The sequence below is a fragment of the Curtobacterium uvaldense genome, from assembly GCF_028307415.1.
Taxonomy (GTDB): Bacteria; Actinomycetota; Actinomycetes; order Actinomycetales; family Microbacteriaceae; genus Curtobacterium.
In genome coordinates this window covers 16749-38854 of record NZ_JAQMHU010000012.1, presented here as the reverse complement: position 1 = coordinate 38854, position 22106 = coordinate 16749, and the positions used below count along the sequence as shown (strand labels likewise).

At 70.4% G+C, this 22106-nt stretch carries 19 protein-coding genes; 5 read left to right on the top strand and 14 right to left on the bottom strand.

Going from position 1 to position 22106, the window contains the following annotated elements; translation table 11 throughout:
• Nucleotides 1-45: 45 nt before the first annotated feature.
• Nucleotides 46-2511, bottom strand: coding sequence for an ATP-dependent helicase (locus PIJ49_RS08945; RefSeq protein WP_066656896.1), 2466 nt, complete (start codon nucleotides 2509-2511; stop codon nucleotides 46-48).
• A 119-nt stretch (nucleotides 2512-2630) separates the two neighbouring features.
• Between PIJ49_RS08945 and PIJ49_RS08940 the strand changes: the two genes are divergently transcribed.
• Nucleotides 2631-3164 (top strand): hypothetical protein, encoded by a 534-nt coding sequence (locus tag PIJ49_RS08940; RefSeq protein ID WP_271826376.1) that lies wholly within the window; start codon nucleotides 2631-2633, stop codon nucleotides 3162-3164.
• On the opposite strand, the gene PIJ49_RS08935 is transcribed toward PIJ49_RS08940, so the two are convergent.
• Nucleotides 3138-4151 (bottom strand): glycerophosphodiester phosphodiesterase family protein, encoded by a 1014-nt coding sequence (locus PIJ49_RS08935; protein ID WP_271826375.1) that lies wholly within the window; start codon nucleotides 4149-4151, stop codon nucleotides 3138-3140. The genes PIJ49_RS08940 and PIJ49_RS08935 overlap by 27 nt on opposite strands.
• Before the next feature lie 113 nt (nucleotides 4152-4264).
• Between PIJ49_RS08935 and PIJ49_RS08930 the strand changes: the two genes are divergently transcribed.
• Together PIJ49_RS08930 and PIJ49_RS08925 are read left to right on the top strand one after the other, a co-directional pair.
• On the top strand, nucleotides 4265-5251 hold the full coding sequence (locus PIJ49_RS08930; protein ID WP_271826374.1) for a DUF817 domain-containing protein: 987 nt from the start codon (nucleotides 4265-4267) through the stop codon (nucleotides 5249-5251).
• 113 nt (nucleotides 5252-5364) lie between these two features.
• Nucleotides 5365-6234 carry a Bax inhibitor-1/YccA family protein gene (locus tag PIJ49_RS08925; protein WP_209685315.1) on the top strand — a complete coding sequence of 290 codons (870 nt, stop codon included), beginning with the start codon at nucleotides 5365-5367 and terminating at the stop codon, nucleotides 6232-6234.
• A 274-nt stretch (nucleotides 6235-6508) separates the two neighbouring features.
• Here PIJ49_RS08925 and guaA read toward each other — a convergent pair whose 3' ends face one another.
• The 5 genes from guaA to PIJ49_RS08900 are packed head-to-tail and all read right to left on the bottom strand — an operon-like array spanning nucleotide 6509 to nucleotide 11414.
• Nucleotides 6509-8089 carry a glutamine-hydrolyzing GMP synthase gene (gene guaA / locus PIJ49_RS08920; RefSeq protein ID WP_066656912.1) on the bottom strand — a complete coding sequence of 527 codons (1581 nt, stop codon included), beginning with the start codon at nucleotides 8087-8089 and terminating at the stop codon, nucleotides 6509-6511.
• The gene (locus tag PIJ49_RS08915) at nucleotides 8086-8532 is read right to left on the bottom strand and encodes a DUF3817 domain-containing protein (RefSeq protein WP_066656914.1); all 447 of its coding nucleotides are present in this window, start codon (nucleotides 8530-8532) and stop codon (nucleotides 8086-8088) included. The genes guaA and PIJ49_RS08915 overlap by 4 nt, the downstream gene beginning before the upstream one ends.
• A 9-nt stretch (nucleotides 8533-8541) precedes the next feature.
• Nucleotides 8542-9351, bottom strand: coding sequence for an SURF1 family cytochrome oxidase biogenesis protein (locus tag PIJ49_RS08910; protein WP_271826373.1), 810 nt, complete (start codon nucleotides 9349-9351; stop codon nucleotides 8542-8544).
• 5 nt (nucleotides 9352-9356) lie between these two features.
• Nucleotides 9357-10880, bottom strand: a complete 1524-nt coding sequence (locus tag PIJ49_RS08905; protein ID WP_209685311.1) for a cation:proton antiporter — start codon at nucleotides 10878-10880, stop codon at nucleotides 9357-9359.
• Between the two features lie 3 nt (nucleotides 10881-10883).
• Nucleotides 10884-11414: a cation:proton antiporter regulatory subunit gene (locus tag PIJ49_RS08900; protein WP_058728934.1), complete on the bottom strand. Its 531-nt coding sequence runs from the start codon at nucleotides 11412-11414 to the stop codon at nucleotides 10884-10886.
• 112 nt (nucleotides 11415-11526) lie between these two features.
• On the opposite strand from PIJ49_RS08900, the gene PIJ49_RS08895 reads away from it, so the two are divergent.
• The gene (locus tag PIJ49_RS08895; protein WP_209685309.1) at nucleotides 11527-12048 is read left to right on the top strand and encodes a hypothetical protein; all 522 of its coding nucleotides are present in this window, start codon (nucleotides 11527-11529) and stop codon (nucleotides 12046-12048) included.
• Between the two features lie 102 nt (nucleotides 12049-12150).
• Here the strand turns inward: PIJ49_RS08895 and PIJ49_RS08890 are convergent, their stop codons facing one another.
• From PIJ49_RS08890 to PIJ49_RS08860, 7 genes are all read right to left on the bottom strand, one after another.
• A complete protein-coding gene (locus tag PIJ49_RS08890) occupies nucleotides 12151-13911 on the bottom strand; it encodes a glycerol-3-phosphate dehydrogenase/oxidase (protein ID WP_271826405.1) in 1761 nt (586 codons plus the stop codon).
• Nucleotides 13912-14169: 258 nt separating this feature from the next.
• Nucleotides 14170-15291: a GuaB3 family IMP dehydrogenase-related protein gene (locus PIJ49_RS08885; protein ID WP_066656924.1), complete on the bottom strand. Its 1122-nt coding sequence runs from the start codon at nucleotides 15289-15291 to the stop codon at nucleotides 14170-14172.
• A gap of 138 nt (nucleotides 15292-15429) precedes the next feature.
• Entirely contained in the window at nucleotides 15430-15615 is a 186-nt protein-coding gene (locus tag PIJ49_RS08880) for a hypothetical protein (RefSeq protein ID WP_144411388.1), read from the bottom strand.
• A 393-nt stretch (nucleotides 15616-16008) separates the two neighbouring features.
• On the bottom strand, nucleotides 16009-16851 hold the full coding sequence (locus PIJ49_RS08875; protein WP_066656928.1) for an ABC transporter ATP-binding protein: 843 nt from the start codon (nucleotides 16849-16851) through the stop codon (nucleotides 16009-16011).
• Complete coding sequence (locus tag PIJ49_RS08870) at nucleotides 16848-17777, bottom strand: ABC transporter ATP-binding protein (protein WP_066656931.1); 930 nt, start codon at nucleotides 17775-17777, stop codon at nucleotides 16848-16850. Before PIJ49_RS08870 ends, PIJ49_RS08875 begins: the two co-directional genes overlap by 4 nt.
• On the bottom strand, nucleotides 17770-18756 hold the full coding sequence (locus tag PIJ49_RS08865; RefSeq protein WP_066656933.1) for a branched-chain amino acid ABC transporter permease: 987 nt from the start codon (nucleotides 18754-18756) through the stop codon (nucleotides 17770-17772). The genes PIJ49_RS08870 and PIJ49_RS08865 overlap by 8 nt, the downstream gene beginning before the upstream one ends.
• A 12-nt stretch (nucleotides 18757-18768) precedes the next feature.
• On the bottom strand, nucleotides 18769-20199 hold the full coding sequence (locus PIJ49_RS08860; protein ID WP_235426391.1) for a branched-chain amino acid ABC transporter permease: 1431 nt from the start codon (nucleotides 20197-20199) through the stop codon (nucleotides 18769-18771).
• Between the two features lie 318 nt (nucleotides 20200-20517).
• Here PIJ49_RS08860 and guaB point away from each other — a divergent pair, with 318 nt between their 5' ends.
• Nucleotides 20518-22020, top strand: coding sequence for an IMP dehydrogenase (gene guaB, locus PIJ49_RS08855; protein WP_066656935.1), 1503 nt, complete (start codon nucleotides 20518-20520; stop codon nucleotides 22018-22020).
• Nucleotides 22021-22106 lie beyond the last annotated feature (86 nt).

Below are 22106 nucleotides of genomic sequence, written 5' to 3'. Positions count from 1 at the left end.
CGGTCGACCCGCCCGGGTCGACCGGCACCACCGCGCCCGCTGCCGTCAGAGCTTCTCGATCGGCGCGATCTTGATGAGCAACTTCTTGCGACCCGCGGCGTCGAAGGCGATCTCGGCGATGCGCTTCGCGCCCTGCCCGGTCACCGCGGACACCGTGCCCTCGCCGAAGTCGACGTGCTTGATGCGGTCTCCGGCGACGAGTTCCATGTCACCGTTGTCCCGGACCTGCCCGGACACCCGGTTCGCCCACTCGGTCTTCGGACGGGTCTTCGCCGCCGCGGCCGCACGGTCGTAGGAACCGCCGCCGAAGCCGCCACCGCCGCGGTAGCCACCGCCGCCCCCGCCGGCACCGCCGAAGCCACCCGGACCGCCACCGCGACGGGCGTTCAGCGCGCGCGGTTCGGTCCCCCCACGGCTGTTCGCCATGCCGGGCGACTGCTTCCACTCGATCAGTCCCTCGGGGATCTCCTGCAGGAAGCGGGACGGCATCGCCACGTTGACGTCGCCGAACTGCGCGCGGGTCATCGCCAGCGACAGGAAGAGCGACTTCTTCGCTCGGGTGATGCCGACGTAGAAGAGCCGGCGTTCCTCGGCGGGGCCGCCCGGCTCGTTCGCGGACATCCGGTGCGGCAGCAGGTCCTCCTCGACGCCGGTGAGGAACACCGCGTCGTACTCCAGGCCCTTCGCCGTGTGCAGCGTCATGAGCGACACGGTGCCGGACGAGTCGTCGAGCTCGTCGGCCGCTGCGACCAGGGAGACCTCGGTCAGGAAGTCGGACAGGGTGCCCTCGGGGTTGTTCTTCTGGAACTCCCGCGTCACCGCCACGAGCTCGTCGATGTTGTCCGCACGCGCCGCGTCCTGCGCGTCGGGCGACTTCCGCAGGTTCTCGAGCAGCCCGGAGCCGTCGAGCAGCTGCGTGAGCGTGTCGACCACCGGCTGGGTCGCGGCGCGCGAAGCGACGTCGTCGAGCAGCGCTGCGAACGACGTGATCGCGGTCCGCACCTTCGGCCCGAACCCGAGCTCGTCGGCGTGCCGCAGGGCGTCGCGCATCGAGGTCTCGTGCTCGTCGGCGTAGCGCTGCAGTGCCGTCTCCGTCACGGCACCGATGCCGCGCTTGGGCACGTTGAGGATGCGCCGGAGCGACAGCGGATCAGCCGGGTTGGCGACGGTGATCAGGTACGCCATGGCGTCCTTGATCTCGGCACGCTCGTAGAACTTCGTGCCGCCGAGCACCCGGTACGGGATCGCCGAGCGGATGAAGATCTCCTCGAGCGCACGCGTCTGCGAGTTGGTCCGGTAGAACACGGCCATGTCCCGGTACGACGTGCCCTCGTCGTGCAGGCGCTGGATCTCGTCGGCGACGAACTGCGCCTCGTCGTGGCCGGTGTACCCGGTGAAGCCGACGATCTTGTCGCCGGCCCCGACGTCGGTGAACAGGTTCTTCGCCTGGCGGTCGAAGTTGTTCGCGATGACGGCGTTCGCAGCGTCGAGGATCGTCTGCGTCGACCGGTAGTTCTGCTCGAGCAGGATCACCTTCGAGTTCGGGAAGTCCCGCTCGAACTCGACGATGTTCCGGATGTCCGCGCCGCGGAAGGCGTAGATCGACTGGTCCGAGTCACCGACGACGGTGAGCGATGCCGGGGCGATCGACCCGTCGGCCTCGCGCATCCGGGCGACGTGCTGTCCGGTGTCCTCGAGCTTGTCGACCTGCTCGACGGGCACCGGGCGGGTGAGCTCGCGGATCAGGGCGTACTGCGCGTGGTTGGTGTCCTGGTACTCGTCGACCAGGACGAACCGGAAGCGGCGCTGGTAGAGCGCGGCGACCTCGGGGAACGCGCGGAACAGGAAGACGGTCTGCCCGATGAGGTCGTCGAAGTCGAAGGCGTTCGCCCGGCGGAGCTCGTTCGTGTAGCGCCGGAACACCTCCGTGAACATGACCTCCTGCGGGTCGTTCACGTTGATGTTCCGGGCGTAGGTGTCGACGTCCTGCAGCTCGTTCTTGAGCTTCGAGATCTTCGACGCCGCGGCGCCGACGGTCAGCCCGAGGGAGTCCGCCTCGAGCTCCTTGATGATCCGCTTGAGGAGGGCGCGGGAGTCCGCGGAGTCGTAGATCGTGAACGACTGCGGGAACCCGAAGCGCTCGGCCTCGCGCCGGAGTATCCGTACGCACGCCGAGTGGAACGTCGAGATCCACATGCCCTCGGCGGCCTGCCCGACCAGTGCCTGCACGCGCTCGCGCATCTCGGCGGCGGCCTTGTTCGTGAACGTGATGGCGAGGATCTGCGACGGCCAGGCCTCGCGGTTCGCCAGCAGCAGGGCGATGCGGCGGGTGAGCACGCTCGTCTTGCCCGATCCGGCACCGGCCACGATGAGCAGGGACTCGCCGCGGTACTCGACGGCTTCCTTCTGCTGGGGGTTGAGACCCGCTGTGAAGGGGTCGTCGTACCCGCCGGGGCGGTTGCCCGCGCCCGGCTCGGGGGACTGGTCGAAGGGGTCGAGCACGATCGTCATGACCGGGTCAGTCTAGGCGCGCCCTCCGACAGGCGCAGCGGCTGCGGTCCGTGGGCCGCGGGACACACTGCGACGCACCAGGACCGGGATCGGGTCCGACGGCGGACAGGCTGTCGGGCATGAGGACGTGGACCGCAGGTGACGCCGTCGAGCTCGTCGAGCGGAGCTGGGTCTGGATGTCGTTCGTCACGACGCCCGTGACGATCACGGTCGGGGCCGGCTGGTCCTTCCTCGCCGACGGCGGCATCGGGAGCCCCGAGGGCCCGCCCGCTCTCGCCCTCACGATCGTCCTCCTCGCCGTCGTCGCGGGGCTCGTGACGATCGGGGGCGGGGTCGTGGCGCTCCCCTGCACGTACGCACTCGGGTGGGCGCTCGCCCGGATCTCCGCCCGCCGCGGCGTGCACGTCGTCGCGCACGCACTGCTCGCCGGCGGCCTGGCGGCGCTCTGCGTGTGGGTGCTCGAGACGTACTGGTCCCACGCGTGGGCACCCCTCCCGGCCTTCCGCCTGCTCATCTCGGTCTCGGCTGCGGCCGCTGCTGCGATCGCCACCTGGCGGACCGTCCGCGCGACCGCGGCGGTGCAGCGACGTCGACTCCGCGGCGTGCGGACGTGCGGAGCTGACGGATCAGTCGGTGGCGCTCTCGACGAGTGACCGCGCCCGCACCGCCAGGTCCGGGTGGTCCGCGAACACCCCGTCCACCCCGGTCCGCACGACCGAGGTGAACCACCGCTCCCAGTCGCCGTGCGCTGCCACGTCGCCCCCGCGCCGCAGTGGCGCCGGCAGGAACCGGTTCTCCGGCCGGAGCGTCCACGTGTAGACGGCGAGCCCCGCAGCGTGTGCGCGCTCGACGATGACGCTCCGGACCGGGCGCGGGTCGTCGACGGCGACGCTGTCGACCCCCGCCATCAGGGTCTTCAGGTCGACGCTGATGCCGTGGAACTCCGCGGCGAACCCGGCCAGCGCGGCGTCCGTGCGCTCCGACGCCCACGAGGGAGCCGCCGATCCGTGGGCGGCGACCTCGTCCGCGGCACTGCCACGGGCCTCCTGGAGGTACACGAGCCGACCACCCGTCCCCCGTGCGCCGAGCTGACGGAGCACCGTCTTCTCGAACGACTCGATCGTCAGCCGGTCGTCGCCACGCCACCCGGCGTCCCCGAGCGTGTCGTCGAGCAGCTGCGCCATCGGGAAGCCGGCCTGCTCGAAGAAGTGCGCGTGCTTGACCTCGGCGACGAGCCCGACCGGGCGTGGAGCCGCGTCGAGGATGCCGAGCAGGTCCTCGAGTCGCAGGACGCCGTCCTCGCCGTCGTGCGCCGCCGACGCCGGACGCAGCTGGGGAAGGCGCTCCCGGACCCGGAGCGTCCGCAGCTCGTCCCACGTGAAGTCCTCGGTGAACCAGCCCGTCACGCTCTGGCCGTCGACGGTCTTCGTCGTCCGCAGGTGTGCGAACTCGGGGTGGTCGGCGACGTCCGTCGTGCCGGACACCTCGTTCTCGTGCCGCAGCACGAGCACGCCGTCCTTCGTCGGCACGAGGTCCGGCTCGATCGCGTCGGCACCGAGGCCGACGGCCAGTTCGTAGGCACTCCGGGAGTGCTCCGGTCGGTGGCCGGAGGCGCCACGGTGGGCGATCACACGGGTCATGCGCCGAACCGTAGCCGCTCGACCCTGCCCGCAGGTGTCCTCACGGTGTGCCTGTGGACACATCCGTTCAGCCGTCGCCCCTCGTTCCCAGGCCGCCCGCGGAGGGTCGCTCCGTGACCGTCCGACACCTCTCCACCGCCGTCGAGGCCCGCATCGACCGCGCGGCCCGCCGCCTGCTCGACGCCGGGCACCAGCCGCACCGCCCGGGCCGCCTCGCCCTCACCGAGTTCCTGGTGTTCGGCGCGAAGCAGGCGTGGGCGTGCACGTTCGGGGTGCTGCTCCTCGCGACGATGGTCGTGGTTCACCTGACCGTGCCGCCCGGGGCCCGGAACGACGTCCTCACGATGTCCGCGGCGGCGATCCAGGTCGCGATGCTCGTGTTCGGCCTCGAGACGGTCCGGGAGCTCCGGGTGGTGATGGTCTTCCACGTGGTCGGCACGGTGATGGAGGTCTTCAAGACCCACGTCGGGTCGTGGGAGTACGCGGGCGACGGCTGGCTCGTGGTGGCGGGCGTGCCGCTCTTCTCCGGGTTCATGTACGGCGCGGTCGGGTCGTACATGGTCCGGGTCGTGCGGCTGTTCGACCTGCGCTTCGACCGGTACCCGCGGCAGTGGTCGCTCGTGCTCGTCGCGGCGGGCATCTACGCGAACTTCTTCGGGCACCACTTCGTGTGGGACGCGCGGTACGTGCTGCTCGCCCTGGTCGTGGCCCTGTTCGCACGCACCACGATGCACGTCCGCGTGCACCGCGCGACGCTGCGGATGCCGGTCCTGCTCGCGATGGCGCTCGTCGCGCTGTTCATCTGGCTGGCCGAGAACGTCGCGACCTGGGCCGGCGCCTGGTCCTACCCGGCGCAGGCGGGAGCGTGGCAGCCGGTCGCGCCGACGAAGGTCGTCGCCTGGCTGCTGCTCATGGTCGTCTCGGTCGCGCTGGTCTCGTGGCTGTACCCGCAGGTCCGGTCGGCTCCGGCGGTCGCCGACCGACGGCGTGCGGGCACCAACCGGCCGGGAGGCGCGGCCCGACGCCGCCCCGCAGGCGCCCGTCCGGCGGTCGGCCAGCTCACGACGAGCTCGGGGCAGCCACGCAGACCGCGACCGTAGGCTCCCGGTGTCGGGACCACCGGGTCCCGCTTCCGCTCGCCGCGAATCCTCAGCCTTCCGCGACGGGGCGCCCCTAGGCTGAGAGGACGTAAATCTCCGAGGAAGAGGACACCATGGCCTTCAAGCCCGGTTTCGACCAGTCCCCCGCCTTCAACGACCAGGGCCGTGGCGCCTGGGGCGCCGGCGCTGGTCAGCAGCAGGCGGGCTGGGGACGCACCCCACAGCAGGGACAGTACCCGCAGCAGGGCGGCATGACGCCCGAGCAGCTGCAGTACATGTACGACCGCCCGACGGCGAGCCCGGTCGACACCGACCGCATGTCGTACGAGGACACCATCGTCAAGACGCTGCTCGCGTTCGGCGTGCTCCTCGTCGGCGCCGTCGCCGGCTGGAACCTGCCGCCGATCGTCTGGATCGTCGGCGCGATCGTCGGGTTCGTGCTCGCGCTCGTCAACACGTTCAAGAAGAAGCCGTCGCCGGGGCTCGTCCTGGCGTACGCGTTCTTCGAGGGCCTGTTCGTCGGCGGCATCTCGGCGATGTTCAACAGCCAGTTCGACGGCATCGTCACGCAGGCTGTGTTCGGCACCCTCGGTGTCTTCGCGGTGACGCTGCTGCTCTTCACGTCCGGCAAGGTGCGCGCGACGCCGAAGGCGACCCGGTTCTTCCTCGTCGCGATGGTCGGCTACCTGGTCTTCTCGCTCGTGAACCTCGTGCTCATGTGGACCGGCGTGACGAACTCCGCGTTCGGTCTCCGGAGCTTCGAGATCTTCGGCATCCCGCTGGGCGTCATCATCGGCATCTTCGTGGTGCTCATGGCGGCGTACTCGCTGGTGCTCGACTTCGACCAGATCAAGACCGGCGTCCAGCGCGGCGCTCCCCGCATCTACGCCTGGACCGCGGCGTTCGGCCTCATCGTCACCCTGGTGTGGCTGTACATCGAGATCCTGCGCATCCTCGCGATCCTGGCGAGCAACCGCGAGTAGCTCGCACCTGATCGACACGAAGGGCCCCGGCACACGCCGGGGCCCTTCGTCGTGTGCCGGGAGGGCGGCGCCCGCCCCGACATGTTCTCGTCGCATGACCTGCCGCTCACCTCTCGCACGAGCGGCATGTCGTGCAACCGGAACGTCCGCTGGCGGCACGTCGTGCGACCGGGGCGGACCAACCGGGCGACCCGGACGGGCTGAAAGCGGCACGGACACACAGCGAGGGCCCGGCACGCAGTGCGTACCGGGCCCTCGGGGCGTCAGGGAGTGGTCACTCCCACTCGATCGTCCCCGGCGGCTTCGACGTGACGTCGAGCACGACGCGGTTCACGTCGGGGACCTCGTTCGTGATGCGGTTCGAGATCTTCGCCAGGGTGTCGTACGGCAGGCGCGTCCAGTCGGCGGTCATGGCGTCCTCCGACGAGACCGGACGGAGCACGATCGGGTGGCCGTAGGTACGACCGTCACCCTGGACGCCCACGGAGCGGACGTCGGCGAGCAGGACGACCGGGCACTGCCAGATCTCCTCGTCGAGGCCGGCCGCGGTGAGCTCCTCGCGCGCGATCTTGTCCGCGGCCCGGAGCAGCTCGAGGCGGTCCTTCGTGACCTCGCCGACGATGCGGATGCCGAGCCCGGGGCCGGGGAACGGCTGGCGGCCGACGATGACCTCGGGCAGCCCGAGCTCGCGGCCGACGGCTCGCACCTCGTCCTTGAACAGGGTGCGCAGCGGCTCGACGAGCTCGAACGTCATGTCCTCGGGCAGGCCGCCGACGTTGTGGTGCGACTTGATGTTCGCGGTACCGGATCCGCCGCCGGACTCGACCACGTCGGGGTAGAGCGTGCCCTGGACGAGGAACTTGACCTCTCCGGCATCATCGTCGCCGCGCGCCTCGAGCACGAGGGCCTCGGCCGCCGCCTCGAACGTGCGGATGAACTCGCGCCCGATGATCTTGCGCTTCTGCTCGGGGTCGCTGACGCCGGCGAGGGCGTCGAGGAACTGCTGCTCGGCGTCGACCGTGACCAGGCGGACACCGGTCGAGGCGACGTAGTCTTCCTCCACCTGCTTGCGCTCGTCGGCGCGCAGGAGCCCGTGGTCGACGAAGACGCAGGTGAGCTGGTCACCGACGGCCCTGTGCACCAGGGCCGCGGCGACGGCGGAGTCGACACCGCCCGAGAGCCCGGCGATGACGCGTGCCGAGCCCACCTGCGCGCGGATCCGCTCGACCTGCTCCTCGATGACGTTCGCGGAGTTCCAGTCACCGGGGAGGCCTGCGGCGCGGTGCAGGAAGTTCTCGAGCACGGCCTGGCCGTACGCGGAGTGCTTCACCTCGGGGTGCCACTGCACGCCGTAGAGCTTGCGCTCGTCGGAGGCGAACGCGGCGACCGGGGTCGAGGCGCTCGACGCGAGGACCGCGAAGCCCTCCGGCGCCTTCGCCACGGAGTCGCCGTGCGACATCCACGTGACCTGGGACTCGGGCTGGTCACCGAGCAGCACGCTGTCGGTGCCCGACACGGTCACGTCGGTGGCGCCGTACTCGCGGAGGCCGGTGTGCGCGACCTCGCCGCCGAGCGACTTCGCCATGGCCTGGAAGCCGTAGCAGATGCCGAGCACGGGCACGCCGAGGTCGAGGATCTCACCGTCGAGGGACGGCGCACCGTCCTCGTACACGGACGACGGACCACCGGAGAGCACGATGGCCGCCGGGTCCTTCTCGCGGACCTCGTCCGCCGTGATCGAGTGCGGGACGATCTCGCTGTAGACGTTCGCCTCACGCACGCGCCGTGCGATCAGCTGGGCGTACTGCGCGCCGAAGTCGACGACCAGGACGGGGCGCTGTTCGGTCTCGCTCACCGAGCGGCCTCCTTCTCACGCTGCTGGGCAGCGGTCAGCTCGTGGTAGGTGTCCATGGCCTTCTGCTGCATGCGGTGCTCCACCACGAAGGACATGAACGGGATGATGCCGCCGAGGGCGATGAGCAGGAAGCGCGACGGCCTCCAGCGCATGATGCTCCACAGGCGGAAGTCCGTGAACAGGTACAGCACGTAGAGCCAGCCGTGCGCGATGAGGATCGCGATCGACAGGTTGAACGTGCCGGGTGCTTCGCCCGCGGTGCCGTTCGGCACGAAGAACGGGCCGTTGCCGAGCTGCATCTCGAGCTGCAGCGGCGTGTACTTGATGACGACCTCGATCACGAGCGCGAGCAGCAGCACGCCGGTGATGTACGCGGAGACGCGGTACCACTTCACCGCGCCCGGGATCTTCGGGATGTCACGCGTGCGGACGGTCAGGGCCATGGGTCGATCCTACCGGTGCGACCGGGCGGGCTCGGCGGGCTCCCCCGGGCTCCCGGCGGCGTCGGTGTCCGCGGCTGCGGCGTCGCGGGCGTCCTCCTGCTCGCGCTCCCAGGCGTCCTTCACGAACCGGTACCAGAGGAACACGGCGAACCCGGCGAACACGACCCACTCGATCGCGTAGAAGAGGTTGAGCCAGTCGAAGCGGACCTCGCGCGTCGGAGCACGGTCGGCGATGGTGCCGAGGTCGGCGGCCTTCGCGGTGGTGCCGTCGGCGACGACGTACCCGATGTACATCCGGTCGTCGAAGGCCTTCCAGGTGTTCACAAACCGGGCCGGGGCCACGGCCGAGTACTCACCCTTGCTGTAGGCGTCCTGGTCCGGGGACTCTGCCGGGTAGTAGCGCCCCTGCACCGTGAGCTCCTGGCCGTCGGTGAGGCGCTCGCCGCCGGCCTCGGCCTGTCGCCGCTGGTCGGACCAGCCGATCACGACCGGCAGGCTCGCACCGGTCTCCGTGTCGACGAGGTGTCCGATCGCCTGGTAGGTGCCGCCGCCGGACCGCCCGGTCAGGATCGTCGTGTCACCCGCGACGAACGTGCCCGTGACGGAGATGCGCTGCCCGGCGATGGACTCCGACGCCGCACGGCCGGGCTCGGTGACGTCGTCGAGGGCCTTGCGGGTCTCGGTCGTCGCCGGCAGGGGCTTGCCGTTCGCGATGCTCCGCTCGAGCTGCCACTTGCCGAGGCCCGCGAAGGTCCCGGCGAGCACGAGCGCCAGCAGGAGCAGTGCGATCCACCTCGGTCGTCGGGCTACGGCCCACATCTGTATCAGTACTCCGGATCGCGCTGGCGGACCGGGCGCTTCGGGCGCTCGGCAGGGATGTCCACCGGCGACGTCACGGGTTCGCTCGTCGTCGGCTCCGGTGACCCATTCTCGCGCTCTTCCCTGCCCGCAGCCTCCACGAGGGCGAACTCCTCGGCGAACTGGCGGTCCCGCTCGGCACGACGCGCGGCGGCCGCCGCGTCCTGGTCGGCGACGCCGGCCTCGGCGGCGGTGTCGATCGCCTCGTCGAGGGCCGGTCCGGCCGGGATCCCGACACCGGCAGCGCCGGCAGCGCCGTCCGTTCCCGATCGGCCCGTGCCGCGGCCGAGCCGGTCGCGCAGGCGCTGGCGCAGCCGCGCCACCCGGGCGGGACGCACCACGAGGCGGCCGATCCGGTCCGAGTTGACGGCGAGCAGCGGACCCAGGACGGCCATCACGAGGACGTAGAGGCCCGCGAAGGCGGTGATCCGCGCCTCCAGGCCGGCGGCAGCCGACAGCGTCGCGAGGATCAGCGCGAACTCGCCGCGGTTGACCAGGATCACCGCGGTGTTGATCCCCTGCTGGACGTTGAAGCCGTTCATGCGGGCGACGAGCTGCCCGGCGACGGCGTTCAGCACGATGGTCATGCCGATCGCGCCGAGGACGGGCCAGAGCACCTCGCCGAAGGTCGACAGGTCGAGTCCGAGGCCGAAGTTCACGAAGAAGAACGCCGCGAACACGTCGCGCATCGGGAGCGCCAGCTGCTCGATGCGGTCCCGGTACCGGGTCGCACCGCAGAGCAGGCCGATCACGAACGCACCGATGGCGTCGGTCACGCCGAGCAGGTCACCGATGCCGCCGAACATCACCGCCAGCCCGAAGAACAGCACCGTGAACAGCTCGTCGTCGCGGGTGGCGAAGATCTTCGACACCCACTTGCCGGCGAACCGGGCGAGCGTGAACATGACGATGAGGAAGCCGAACGCGAGCGCGAGCTTGCCGACCACGGCCCAGAGGTTCGTGTCGCCGGAGAGCACCACGGAGACGATCGCCAGGTAGATGGCGATGAAGACGTCCTCGATGACGGTGACGCCCAGGATCATCGGGGTCTCGTCGTTCGCCAGGCGCCGCAGCTCGATGAGCAGCTTCGTGACGATCGCACTCGACGACGTGGCCGTCATGCCCGCGATGATCAGGGCCTCTCGCGTGCCCCAGCCGAGCGAGAACCCGAAGGCGAACCCGACGCCCATGTTGATGGCGACGTACGTGCCGCCGGAGACCAGGAGCTTCCCGGCGTTGCCGTAGAACTCCTCCTGGTCGAACTCCAGCCCGAGGTTGAAGAGCAGGAGGATGAGCCCGAAGGTCGCGATGAGCTCGATCGTGTGCGACTCGACGTTGAGGCCGATCCACGGGGTGTGCGGGCTCGCGATGAGCCCGACCACCATGTAGATCGGGATGGCGGGCAGACCGATCGTCTTGCCCAGGCGCCCGAGCACGTAGGCGATGACGAAGAGCACACCGATGGTGAGCAGTTCGCCGCCGAGGTGCACGGGTCAGCTCCCGGGCGGCGCCTCGGCGGCAGCCGCCGCCAGCTGTCCGCTGCGGTAGAAGGAGAACGCCTTGGCGACCTTCTCGGGAGCGCCGGCGACGACGATGGTGTCACCGGGGAACACGACGAAGTCCGGCGAGGGAGCGGGGTTGGCGCTGTCGCCGCGGACCACGGCGACGACGGTCAGGCCGATGAAGCCCGAGTCGTGCAGGTCGCCGAGGGGCTTGCCGGCGATGGCGTCCTCGTAGTCGACGCTGAACCAGTCGATCGACAGGCCGGGGATCTCGTCGAGCTTGTCGAGGCCCTCGGTGATCCGGGTACCGCCGAGCAGTTCGGCGAGGGTGTGCGCCTCGTCCTCGCTCAGGCGGAGCGAGACCTTCTCCGACTTGTCCGCGCCGTCGGAGACGTCGGCGAACGAGATGAGGTCGGAGTGCCCCGACCGGTGCGTGATGACACCGCACTTGCCACCGTCGTCGGTGTAGAAGCTGTGCAGCACGCCGACTCCGGGGAGTTTGACGCGATGGACGTCGACCATGATGGCTCCCTTGGTGAGTACCCCGATGATAACCACCGGGTGCGGCGGCCCATTCCACGGGTCATCCGGTCGGTGGACGCGTGCCGGTCCGGCCCGTCGCTAGCCTCGCCGCATGGGGAACACCGGGGGCCGTGCCCGCATCGTCGTCGCCGTCGTCGGGGTGGTGGTCGTCGCGGCCTACGCGGCGCTGCTGGCCGTGAACGCACTCGTGCTGGATCCGCTCGGCGCGGTGCCGGGGCGCTCGCTCGCGCAGATCTACGCGCGGGTGGACGTGGGCAACGACGTGGCGCAGGACGTCGTCGGCGTGCTCGTGGTCGCAGGGATCGGTGTGGGGCTGGCGCTCACCGCCGCGGTCGTCGGACTCGCGTCGCGGCTGCCGGCGACGACGATCGCGGTGCTGCACCTCGGCGTCCTCGCTGCGGGCGCCCTCGCGACGTTCCAGTCGGGCTTCTGGCTCGGCATGGACGTCGCTGACTCGTGGCCGACCGACGGCGCCGCGCACACGATCTGGTCCGGCGTGCTGTACCTGACGAGCACGGCGGCGGTCATCGCGATCCCGGCCGTGCTCGTCGGCACCGCCGTCCGGACCCGCACCCGCAACACGCAACGTCGGCGACAGCTCGCAGCGGAGTAGCGCTGCGCGGAACCGCCGAGGTTGCGTTTCGCGGGAGGGACGCGGCGAGGCGACGGACGGGAGGCGCATAGCGGGGCCGCCACGCGCCTCCCGTCCGGTGACCTACCGCGGTTCGCTCGTCTTCTCGCCCTCGACCTGCTCGTCCGTCGCCTTCGCGCCGTCGGCACCGCTCGACCGGCCACCGCCGACCACCACGTCGTCCTCGTCGAAGCCGAACGCGATGTCCGGCGCCTCGAGGCGCACCCGGTCGGCCGACTCGTCGTCGGGCTGCAGCTGCGACTCGCGCTCGGCGGCGACGCGCTTCAGGTAGTTCGACACCTCGTGCTCGGTCGTCTCCTGGTCCCACCCGAGCACGCCGGCCATGAGCTTCGCGGCGACCGGGGCCGCCTCTTCTCCGCGGTCCCACGCCTCGATCGAGATGCGGGTGCGGCGAGCGAGGACGTCCTCCAGGTGCAGGGCGCCCTCGTGCGAGGCCGCGTAGACGACCTCGGCACCGATGTAGTCATCCGCCTGCGGCAGCGGCTCAGCGAGCGACGGGTCCTGCTCGACGAGCTGCAGCACCTCGGTGGCCTGGGTTCCGTACCGGTTGAGCAGGTGCTCGATCCGGACCTTGTGCACGCCGAACTGCCGAGCGGTGCGCCCGCGACGGTTCCAGGCCGCCGGGTAGCCCTCGGCACCGACCAGCGGGATGTCCTCGGTCGTCGACGCCGGGATCTTGCCGTCCATCGCCGCGACCGCCTCGTCGATGGCGTCCTTGCCCATCACGCGGTAGGTCGTCCACTTGCCGCCCGCGACCACGACCAGGCCCGGAGCGGTGTGCGCGACGACGTGCTCACGGCTGAGCTGCGACGTCTGGTCCGACTCGCCCGCGAGCAGCGGTCGGAGGCCGGCGTAGACGCCCTCGACGTCCTCGCGGGTGAGCGGCACCGCGAGGACCTTGTTCACGTGCTCGAGGATGTAGTCGATGTCCGCCGCGGTCGCCGCCGGGTGGGCCTTGTCGAGGTTCCAGTCGGTGTCCGTCGTGCCGACGAGCCAGTGCCGGCCCCACGGGATGACGAACAGCACGCTCTTCTCGGTGCGGAGGATCATGCCGGTGTTCGACTGGAAGCGGTCGCGCGGGATCACGAGGTGCACGCCCTTCGACGCCCGCACCTTGAACTGCCCGCGGGTGCCGACCATCGCCTGGGTGTCGTCGGTCCAGACGCCCGTCGCGTTCACGACCTGCTTCGCCCGGATGTCGAACTTCTCGCCCGTCTGGATGTCGTGCGCGTGCGCCCCGACCACCCGCTCCCCGACCTTGACGAACCCCTCGATGCGGACCCGGCTCGCCGCGTGCGCGCCGTACGACGCTGCGGTGCGCACGAGCGACGCGACGTAGCGGGCGTCGTCGACCTGGGCGTCGTAGTAGGTCATGCCGCCGACGAAGGCGTCCTTCTTCAGGCCCGGCATGTTCTTGAGGACCTGCTTGCGACTGAGGTGCCGGTGGTGCGGGACCCCGGGCGGACGACCGCCGGACCAGCTGAACACGTCGTACATCGCCATGCCGATGCCGATGTAGAAGCGCTCCCACACGCGGTGGTTGAGCGGGTAGAGGAACCGCACGGGCTTCACCAGGTGCGGGGCGATGCGCTGCAGCAGCAGGCCGCGTTCGATCAGGGCCTCGCGCACGAGCGCGAAGTTCAGCTGCTCAAGGTAGCGGATGCCGCCGTGCACGAGCTTCGACGAGCGGCTCGACGTCCCCGAGCCCCAGTCGCGGGCCTCGACGATGCCGACGCTCAGGCCGCGGGTGACGGCGTCGAGCGCGCTGCCACCGCCGACGATGCCGCCGCCGACCACCAGGACGTCGAGCTCCCGGGTCTTCATCGCCTCGATCGCGGCGGCGCGCTCCTCCGGACCGAGCTTGGCCGCCGGGTCGAAGCCGACGCTCGCGCTCGGTGCCGTGGCACGCCGGGCGTCCTCGACGGTGCTCTCGGCACCTGCGCTCGTCGCGTCCGTGCTGGTCTGCGTGGTGCTGCTGGCTGGCTTGGCCATCGTCGCCTCCGTGCGGGTTGCGCGCACGGAGCCGGCCTCCGCGCACGGGAGCGCCGAGGCGTCACCCGTGCGGGAGCACGGGTGCCACCGTCACTGCTGGTGGTACGGCGCCACGACCACTTCTACTCGCTGGAACTCCTTGACGTCGGAGTATCCGGTGGTGGCCATCGACCGACGCAGCGCACCGACCAGGTTCGCGCGGCCGTCCCACGACGGCGTCGGCCCGTTCAGCACGTTCTCGAGCGGGGCGATCTGCCCGACCTCGACCCGACGACCGCGGGGCAGCTCGGCGTGGTGTGCCTCGGCACCCCAGTGGAAGCCACCACCCGGGGCCTCGGTCGCGCGGGCCAGTGCGGTGCCGAGCATGACGGCGTCGGCGCCGACGGCGATCGCCTTGACGATGTCGCCGGCGGTGTCGAGCCCGCCGTCCGCGATGACGTGCACGTAGCGGCCGCCGGACTCGTCCATGTAGTCGCGTCGGGCACCGGCGACGTCAGCCACCGCGGTCGCCATCGGCGCGTGGATGCCGAGGGCGGCGCGGGTCGTCGAGGCCGCCCCGCCGCCGAAGCCGACGAGCACGCCCGCGGCACCGGTGCGCATGAGGTGCAGCGCCGACGTGTACGTCGAGGCACCGCCCACGATGACCGGCACGTCGAGCTCGTAGATGAACTTCTTGAGGTTGAGCGGCTCCTGGTTCTGGGAGACGTGCTCCGCCGAGACCGTCGTGCCGCGGATGACGAACAGGTCGACACCGGCGTCGACGACCGTCTGCGAGAACTCCTGCGTGCGCTGCGGGCTGAGCGAACCGGCGACCGGCACCCCGGCGGCACGGATCTCGGCCAGGCGCGCGGTGATCAGCTCGGCCTTGACCGGCTCGGAGTAGATCTCCTGCATGCGCTTCGTGACGTTGCCGTCCGTGAGGGTCTTGATCTCCTCGTAGTACGGCGTCGGGTCCTCGTACCGGGTCCACAGGCCCTCGAGGTCGAGCACGCCCAGGATCCCGAGCTCGCCCATCTGGATGACCGTCGCCGGCGAGGACACCGAGTCCATCGGCGCCGAGAGGATCGGCGACGCGAAGGTGAACGCGTCGATCGACCACTGCACGCTCACGTCGTGCGGGTCGCGGGTGCGCCGCGAGGGGACCACCGCGATGTCGTCGAACGCGTACGCCCGACGGCCGCGCTTGCCTGCACCGATCTCGACTTCAGTCACCGGGCAAGCCTAGCGGGCGGGGTCCCGGAGTGGGACGGGTGGACGGTGCAGGGCGACGCCGTACCGGTGGGGGCACGGTGCTGGGGCTGGTGCGGGTGCTGGGGCTGGTGCGGGTGCTGGTGCTGGTGCTGGTGCTGCTCAGCGTCGCGGTCGTGTCCGTCGCTTCCGCAGGGCCCGGAGGACCAGGCCGAGCAGGAGCGCGAGCACGACGAGGACCGCGAGCAGGGCGGCGGCGACCTTGACCAGCAGTGCGGCGCCCACGAAGAGCACGGCGAAGACGACCCAGACGAGGGCGTCGAGCACGAGGGGGCCGGGGGTCCGCACGTGCGTCACGCTAGCCGACGGACGGGGAGCCGGCGTGCGCGGGCCGGGCCGGCGGGGCGGGGGTGGGTCGCGCCTCCCGGCCGAGCCGGACGCAGGTGGCGGCGGCGAGACGCCGGCGTCGACGCGAGACGCCTCGGTCGACGCGAGACGCACCCGGATCCGACGGCGTCTCGGTGTGTCCGCGGTGTCTCGCTGACGCCGGCGTCTCGGCGCGACGCCGGCGTCTCGGCGCGACGACCACGACGACCACGACGACCGCCACGACCGCGGCGCCGCCCCAGGCCTGACGACGCCCGAGCGTGAGGACGGGGCCGCGCGGCGCATCAGCAGCCTGCGCGGCCCCGTCGGGGTGCGGGTACCACCCCCACAGCAGTACCCGCGGGTCGACCCCGCTCAGCGAGCGGAGTCGACGTCCTTGGCGAGCGTCCCCAGGTAGAGCTCGATGACCTTCGGGTCGTCGGCGAGCTCACGCCCGGTGCCCGAGTACGCGTTCCTCCCCTGGTCGAGCACGTACCCACGATCGCAGATCTGCAGACAGCGTCGCGCGTTCTGCTCGACCATGATGATCGACACCCCGGCCTTGTTGATCCGGCGCGTGCGGATGAACGTCTCGTCCTGGCGCACCGGCGACAGGCCCGCGGAGGGCTCGTCGAGCAGCAGCACCTTCGGGTCCATCATCAGCGCGCGGGCCATCGCGACCGACTGCCGCTCACCTCCCGACAGCGAGCCCGCCCGCTGCGTCCGCCGCTGTCCGAGGACCGGGAACAGGTCGTAGATGACCTCGAGCCGCTCGGCGAACTTCTTCGGGCGCAGGTACAGGCCCATCTGCAGGTTCTCCTCGATCGAGAGCGAGGGGAACACGTTGTTCGTCTGCGGCACGAAGCCGACGCCGGCCTGGACGAGCTTGTTCGCCTTGAGGTTCGTGATGTCCTCGCCCTGCAGGGAGACCGAGCCCTCGCGGATCGACACCAGGCCGAACAGCGCCTTGAGGAGCGTCGACTTGCCGGCACCGTTCGGACCGATGATGCCGATGAGCTCGCCCGGGTAGCAGTCGAGGTCGCAGCCGTTGAGGATGTTCACGCCCGGCAGGTACCCCGCGACGAGGTTCTTCGCGGTCAGGACGGGCTCGCCGCGGTCGATCGTCGCGGTTGCGCTCGTCGCGCTCGTCGCGCTCGTCGCACCCGTCGTCGGACTGGAGGCGCGGCCCGCGTCAGCTGCGTTCGTTGCGTCGGTCATCGGGTCGCCTCCTGCTCGTCCTGCTTGCGGTCGTCCGCCTTCGGGTGGTCGTCCGCTGCTTCCTCTTCGGCCACCTCGTCGGCCAGCTCCTCGTAGGTCTCCTCGGTGAGGAGCGAGTCGTCGCCCAGGTCGGTGTCGTGGTGCGCACCGAGGTACGCGTCGATGACGGCGCGGTCGTCCATCACCGTGTCGGCCGGGCCCTCGGCGACGACCTTGCCCTCGGCCATCACGACCACCCAGTCGGAGATGTGTCGGACCATGTGCATGTCGTGCTCCACGAAGAGCACGGTCATGCCGTCGTCGCGCAGCGACTGGATGTGTCCGAGCAGCGACTGGGTGAGCGCGGGGTTCACGCCCGCCATCGGCTCGTCGAGCATGATCATCGTCGGGTCGGACATCAGCGCGCGGGCCATCTCGAGGAGCTTCCGCTGCCCGCCCGACAGGGAACCGGCGTAGTCGTCCTGCTTCTCGAGGAGCTTGAAGCGGGCGAGCAGGTCCTCGGCCTTGGCGGTGATCTCGCGCTCGCGCTTCCGCCACAGCGCCGGGACGAGGCCGACGAAGAAGTTCTCGCCCGGCTGGTCGCGGGCGCCGAGCAGCATGTTCTGCATCACGGTGAGGCGGCTCAGCGCCTTCGTGAGCTGGAACGTGCGGACCATGCCCTTGTTGGCGATGTGCGTCGCGCTCGTCTTCTGCAGCGTGTCGCCGTTGAAGCGGGTCGTCGCGCCGGGGCTCGGCTTGTCGAAGCCGGTCAGCAGGTTGAAGAACGTCGTCTTGCCGGCACCGTTCGGGCCGATCAGGGCGGTGATGGTGCCGCGCTGCACCTCGAGGTGGTCGACGTCGACCGCGGTCATGCCGCCGAAGTGCCGGGTGACGCCGTCGACCGTCAGGATCGGGTCGGACTTCGTGTGGGTGTAGGTCTCAGACACTGAACGACAGCTCCTTCTTGTTGCCCAGGAGTCCCTGTGGCCGGAACACGATGAGGAGCATGAGCGCGACGCCGACGAGCACGTAGGAGAACTGCTCCGCCTGCTGCGCGTTCATGATCGAGTCGGGGATGAAGTCCCCGGCGAGGGTGCGGACGAAGAGCCGCACGACGAAGAACAGGATCGCCCCGAGCACCGGACCGAACACGGTCGCGGCACCGCCGAGGATCAGCGCGGTCCAGATGAAGAACGTCATGGAACGGCCCATCGCGTCCGGCTGCACGGAACTCGGCAGCACGTAGATCACCCCGGCGAGCGCACCGAGCGCGCCGCCGAACACGAGCGCCTGCATCTTGTACGAGTAGACGTTCTTGCCGAGGGACCGCACGGCGTCCTCGTCCTCGCGGATGGCCTTCACGACGCGACCCCACGGGCTGCGCATGAGCAGGAAGAGCACGAGGGTGAAGAGCGCCACGAGGCCCCAGGCCGCGATGCGGATCCACCAGCCGTTGACGCCGTTGTTCGAGTACGTGAACCACAGGATGCTCGTGGTGCCGTCGGGCAGCGGGCTGAGGGCGTTGAACGGGTCGCGGTAGCTCGACCCGGCGATGCCGTTCGAGCCGCCGGTGGTGTTCGTCAGCAGGCTGGAGCGACCGACCATGCGGATGATCTCGGCGCCGGAGATCGTCACGATCGCCAGGTAGTCGCCGCGCAACCGCAGGGTCGGGATGCCGAGGATGACCGCGAACACGATCGCGACCGCCAGGGCGACGAGCACCGCCATGACGAAGGGCAGGCCGTTCGTGATCGAGATCGCGAAGCCGTAGGCGCCGAGCAGCAGGAACGCCGCCTGGCCCATGTTGATCAGTCCGGTCAGACCGAAGTGCACGTTGAGGCCGATCGCGGCCAGGGCGAACGCCGCCGTGGTGGGGGCGAGGGCCTCCTGCGTCAGCGAGGACAGCAGGTTCAGGATGTAGTCCATGTCGGTGCTCCCTTAGCCGATGCGCTCGGCGCGACCGAAGATGCCCTGCGGCCGGAACAGCAGGATGAGGATGAGGATCACGAGGGCCGTGGCGTACTTGAAGTCACCCGGCAGCACGAGGTTCGTGAGCTCGACGACGATGCCGATGATCATCGAGCCGACGAGGGCGCCGTACGCGGTGCCGAGACCGCCGAGCGTGACGGACGCGAACATGAGCAGCAGCAGCTGGAGGCCGGTCTGCCAGTTCACGCCGTTGAGCACCAGGCCGAGCATCACGCCGGACAGGCCCGCGAGGCCGGCGGCGAGCGTCCACACGAAGCGGATGACGCGGTCGACGTCGATGCCGGACGCCGCGGCGAGCGCCGGGTTGTCCGACACGGCGCGGGTGGCACGGCCGAAGCGGGTCTTGGCCAGGAACAGGCCGGTGCCGACGAGGACGACGAGCGCGATGCCCATCGCGACGTAGGACTGCACGGTCAGCGTGAGACCGGCGAAGGTCACCGTCTCGGGGTTGCCCTGCTGGATGCGGACGGTCGAGGCGCCGAAGAAGTACTGGAAGGCGTACTGCGCGGCGATCGACAGACCGATCGTGACGATCATGAGCTGGGTGAGGCTGATCCGACGGCGGCGCAGTGGCCTCCAGATCGCGGCGTCCTGCAGGTACCCGGTCGCCGCACAGAGCAGCGTGACGACGATGCCGGTCACCCAGATGTTCCAGCCGAGCTGGTTCGCGAAGACGTAGGCGAGGAGACCACCGAGGGTCACCTGCTCACCGTGCGAGAAGCTCGACAGGCCGGTGGTGCCGTAGATGAGCGACAGGCCGACCGACGCGAGGGCGATGAGGAGCCCGAGCCGGATGCCCGACGCGAGCTGCTGCCAGGCGCGTGCGGCGCTGACGCTGCTCGTGTCGTCGCTGGTGGTGGCGCCCTGCTGGTCGGACAGCTGGAAGATCTGGCCGACGTTGGCGTTGAGCGTGGCGTTCACCTTGCGCTCGGCGTCGGCGGCGTTCGTCAGGTACTGCCCCTTCGGCAGCGAGTCCTGGTCGACGCTGACGGTGTACTGCCCCGCCGTGGTCACGGACACCGACCAGCGCCCGGTGTCGTCGGTGGTCGCCGTCTGCGCGAACCCGCCGGCCCCGGCGACGTCGACGTCGACCCCGGTCGCGGGCTTCCGCTCGGAGTCGAGGATGGTGCCCCGGATGCAGCCGTTCGTGGGGCTGACCGTGCAGGGGCCGGAGCTCGCCGGTGCGCCGGTGCTCGGGCTGCTGCTGGCGGAGGGACTGCTCGTCGCCGCGTCGGCTGCGGGCGACACTGCCCAGTCGACCGCGAAGGTGGCGAGGAAAGCGAGGAAGAGTACTGCGGCGAGGACCAGGCGGTTGCGACCTGGTGCCCCACGGCGGAATCGGCGCATGAGCGCTGACCCCGGCGGAGTGATGGAACCCACGGATGAGCCTCTCGTTCGGATAGTCGAGGACCATAGGGATTTTTTGTGTCCCCCGTGTTTCCAGCACGTCTCCTGCACAAATCGTGCTGCATTCGTGACCGAGACCCCGTCGATCCGCGGAAATCCGCCCGTCCAGCCGGTACAGGACTCTCAGGAACGGGTCGTCGGACCACTGTCGGTCCGCGCGCGGCGCCCGCCGAGCCCGGACGGTCGGGGGACGACGGAATGGCGGGAGTGTCGCGCGCGTTACCATGGCCCATCGGGAACCCGACGACGCGCCCCGGTGCCACCACTTCACCTCGCCCACGAAGGGGAACCATGGACCAGCCGGATCCGTTCGGATTCATCGGACTCACGTACGACGACGTCATGCTCCTGCCCGGGCACACCGACGTCATCCCGAGCGAGGCGTCCACGACGTCCCGGCTCACGAAGCGCATCGACGTGCACGTCCCGCTGCTGTCGGCTGCGATGGACACCGTGACCGAGGCGCGCATGGCGATCGCGATGGCCCGTCAGGGCGGCATCGGCATCCTCCACCGCAACATGTCCATCGCGGACCAGGCCGCGTACGTCGACAAGGTCAAGCGGTCCGAGTCCGGCATGATCACCAACCCCGTGACGACGACCCCGGACGCGACCGTGGCCGAGGTCGACGCCGTCTGCGGGCAGTTCCGCGTCTCCGGGCTGCCGGTCGTCGAGTCGGACGGCACCCTCGTCGGCATCATCACGAACCGTGACATGCGCTTCGTCGCACCGTTCGAGACGGCGACCACCCTCGTCCGCGACGTCATGACCAAGGCGCCCCTCATCACCGCGCCCGAGGGCATCGACCCCGAGGACGCGGTCGCGATCTTCGCGCAGCACAAGATCGAGAAGCTCCCGCTCGTCGACGCCGACGGCAAGCTCCGCGGCCTCATCACCGTCAAGGACTTCGACAAGAGCGAGAAGTACCCGGACGCCACGAAGGACGACGAGGGCCGCCTGCGCGTCGGCGCCGCGATCGGCTTCTTCGGCGACGCCTGGCAGCGCGCCGAGGCCCTGCGCGACGCGGGCGTGGACGTGCTCGTCGTCGACACCGCCAACGGCGAGAGCGAGGGCGTGCTCGACATGGTCCGCCGCCTGAAGGCCGACCCGTCGTTCGCCGGCATCGACGTCATCGGTGGCAACGTGGCGACCCGACAGGGCGCGCAGGCGCTCATCGACGCCGGCGTGGACGCCGTCAAGGTCGGCGTCGGGCCGGGCTCGATCTGCACCACCCGCGTGGTCGCCGGCGTCGGCGTCCCGCAGGTCACCGCCGTGTACGAGGCGTCGCTCGCCGCGCGTGAGGCCGGCGTGCCGGTCATCGCCGACGGCGGTCTGCAGTACTCGGGCGACATCGCGAAGGCCCTGGTCGCCGGTGCTGACACCGTCATGCTCGGGTCGCTCCTCGCGGGCACCGACGAGAGCCCGGGCGAGCTCGTCTTCGTCGGCGGCAAGCAGTACAAGGCGTACCGCGGGATGGGCTCCCTCGGCGCACTGCAGACCCGCGGCGAGAAGACCTCGTACTCGAAGGACCGCTACTTCCAGGCCGACGTCCCCTCGGACGAGAAGCTCATCCCCGAGGGCATCGAGGGCCAGGTCCCCTACCGCGGCTCGGTGGCGAACGCCGTCTACCAGCTCGTCGGCGGACTGCGGCAGTCGATGTTCTACGTCGGTGGCCGCACGGTGCCGGAGCTCAAGGCCCGCGGCAAGTTCGTCCGCATCACCGCGGCCGGGCTCAAGGAGTCCCATCCGCACGACATCAAGATGGTCGTCGAGGCCCCGAACTACCGCGGCTGACCCTTCCGCAAGACGCAACGTCGGCGGTTCCTCGCAGCGCTACACCGCTGCGAGGGGCCGCCGACGTTGCGTTTCGCGGAAGGGTT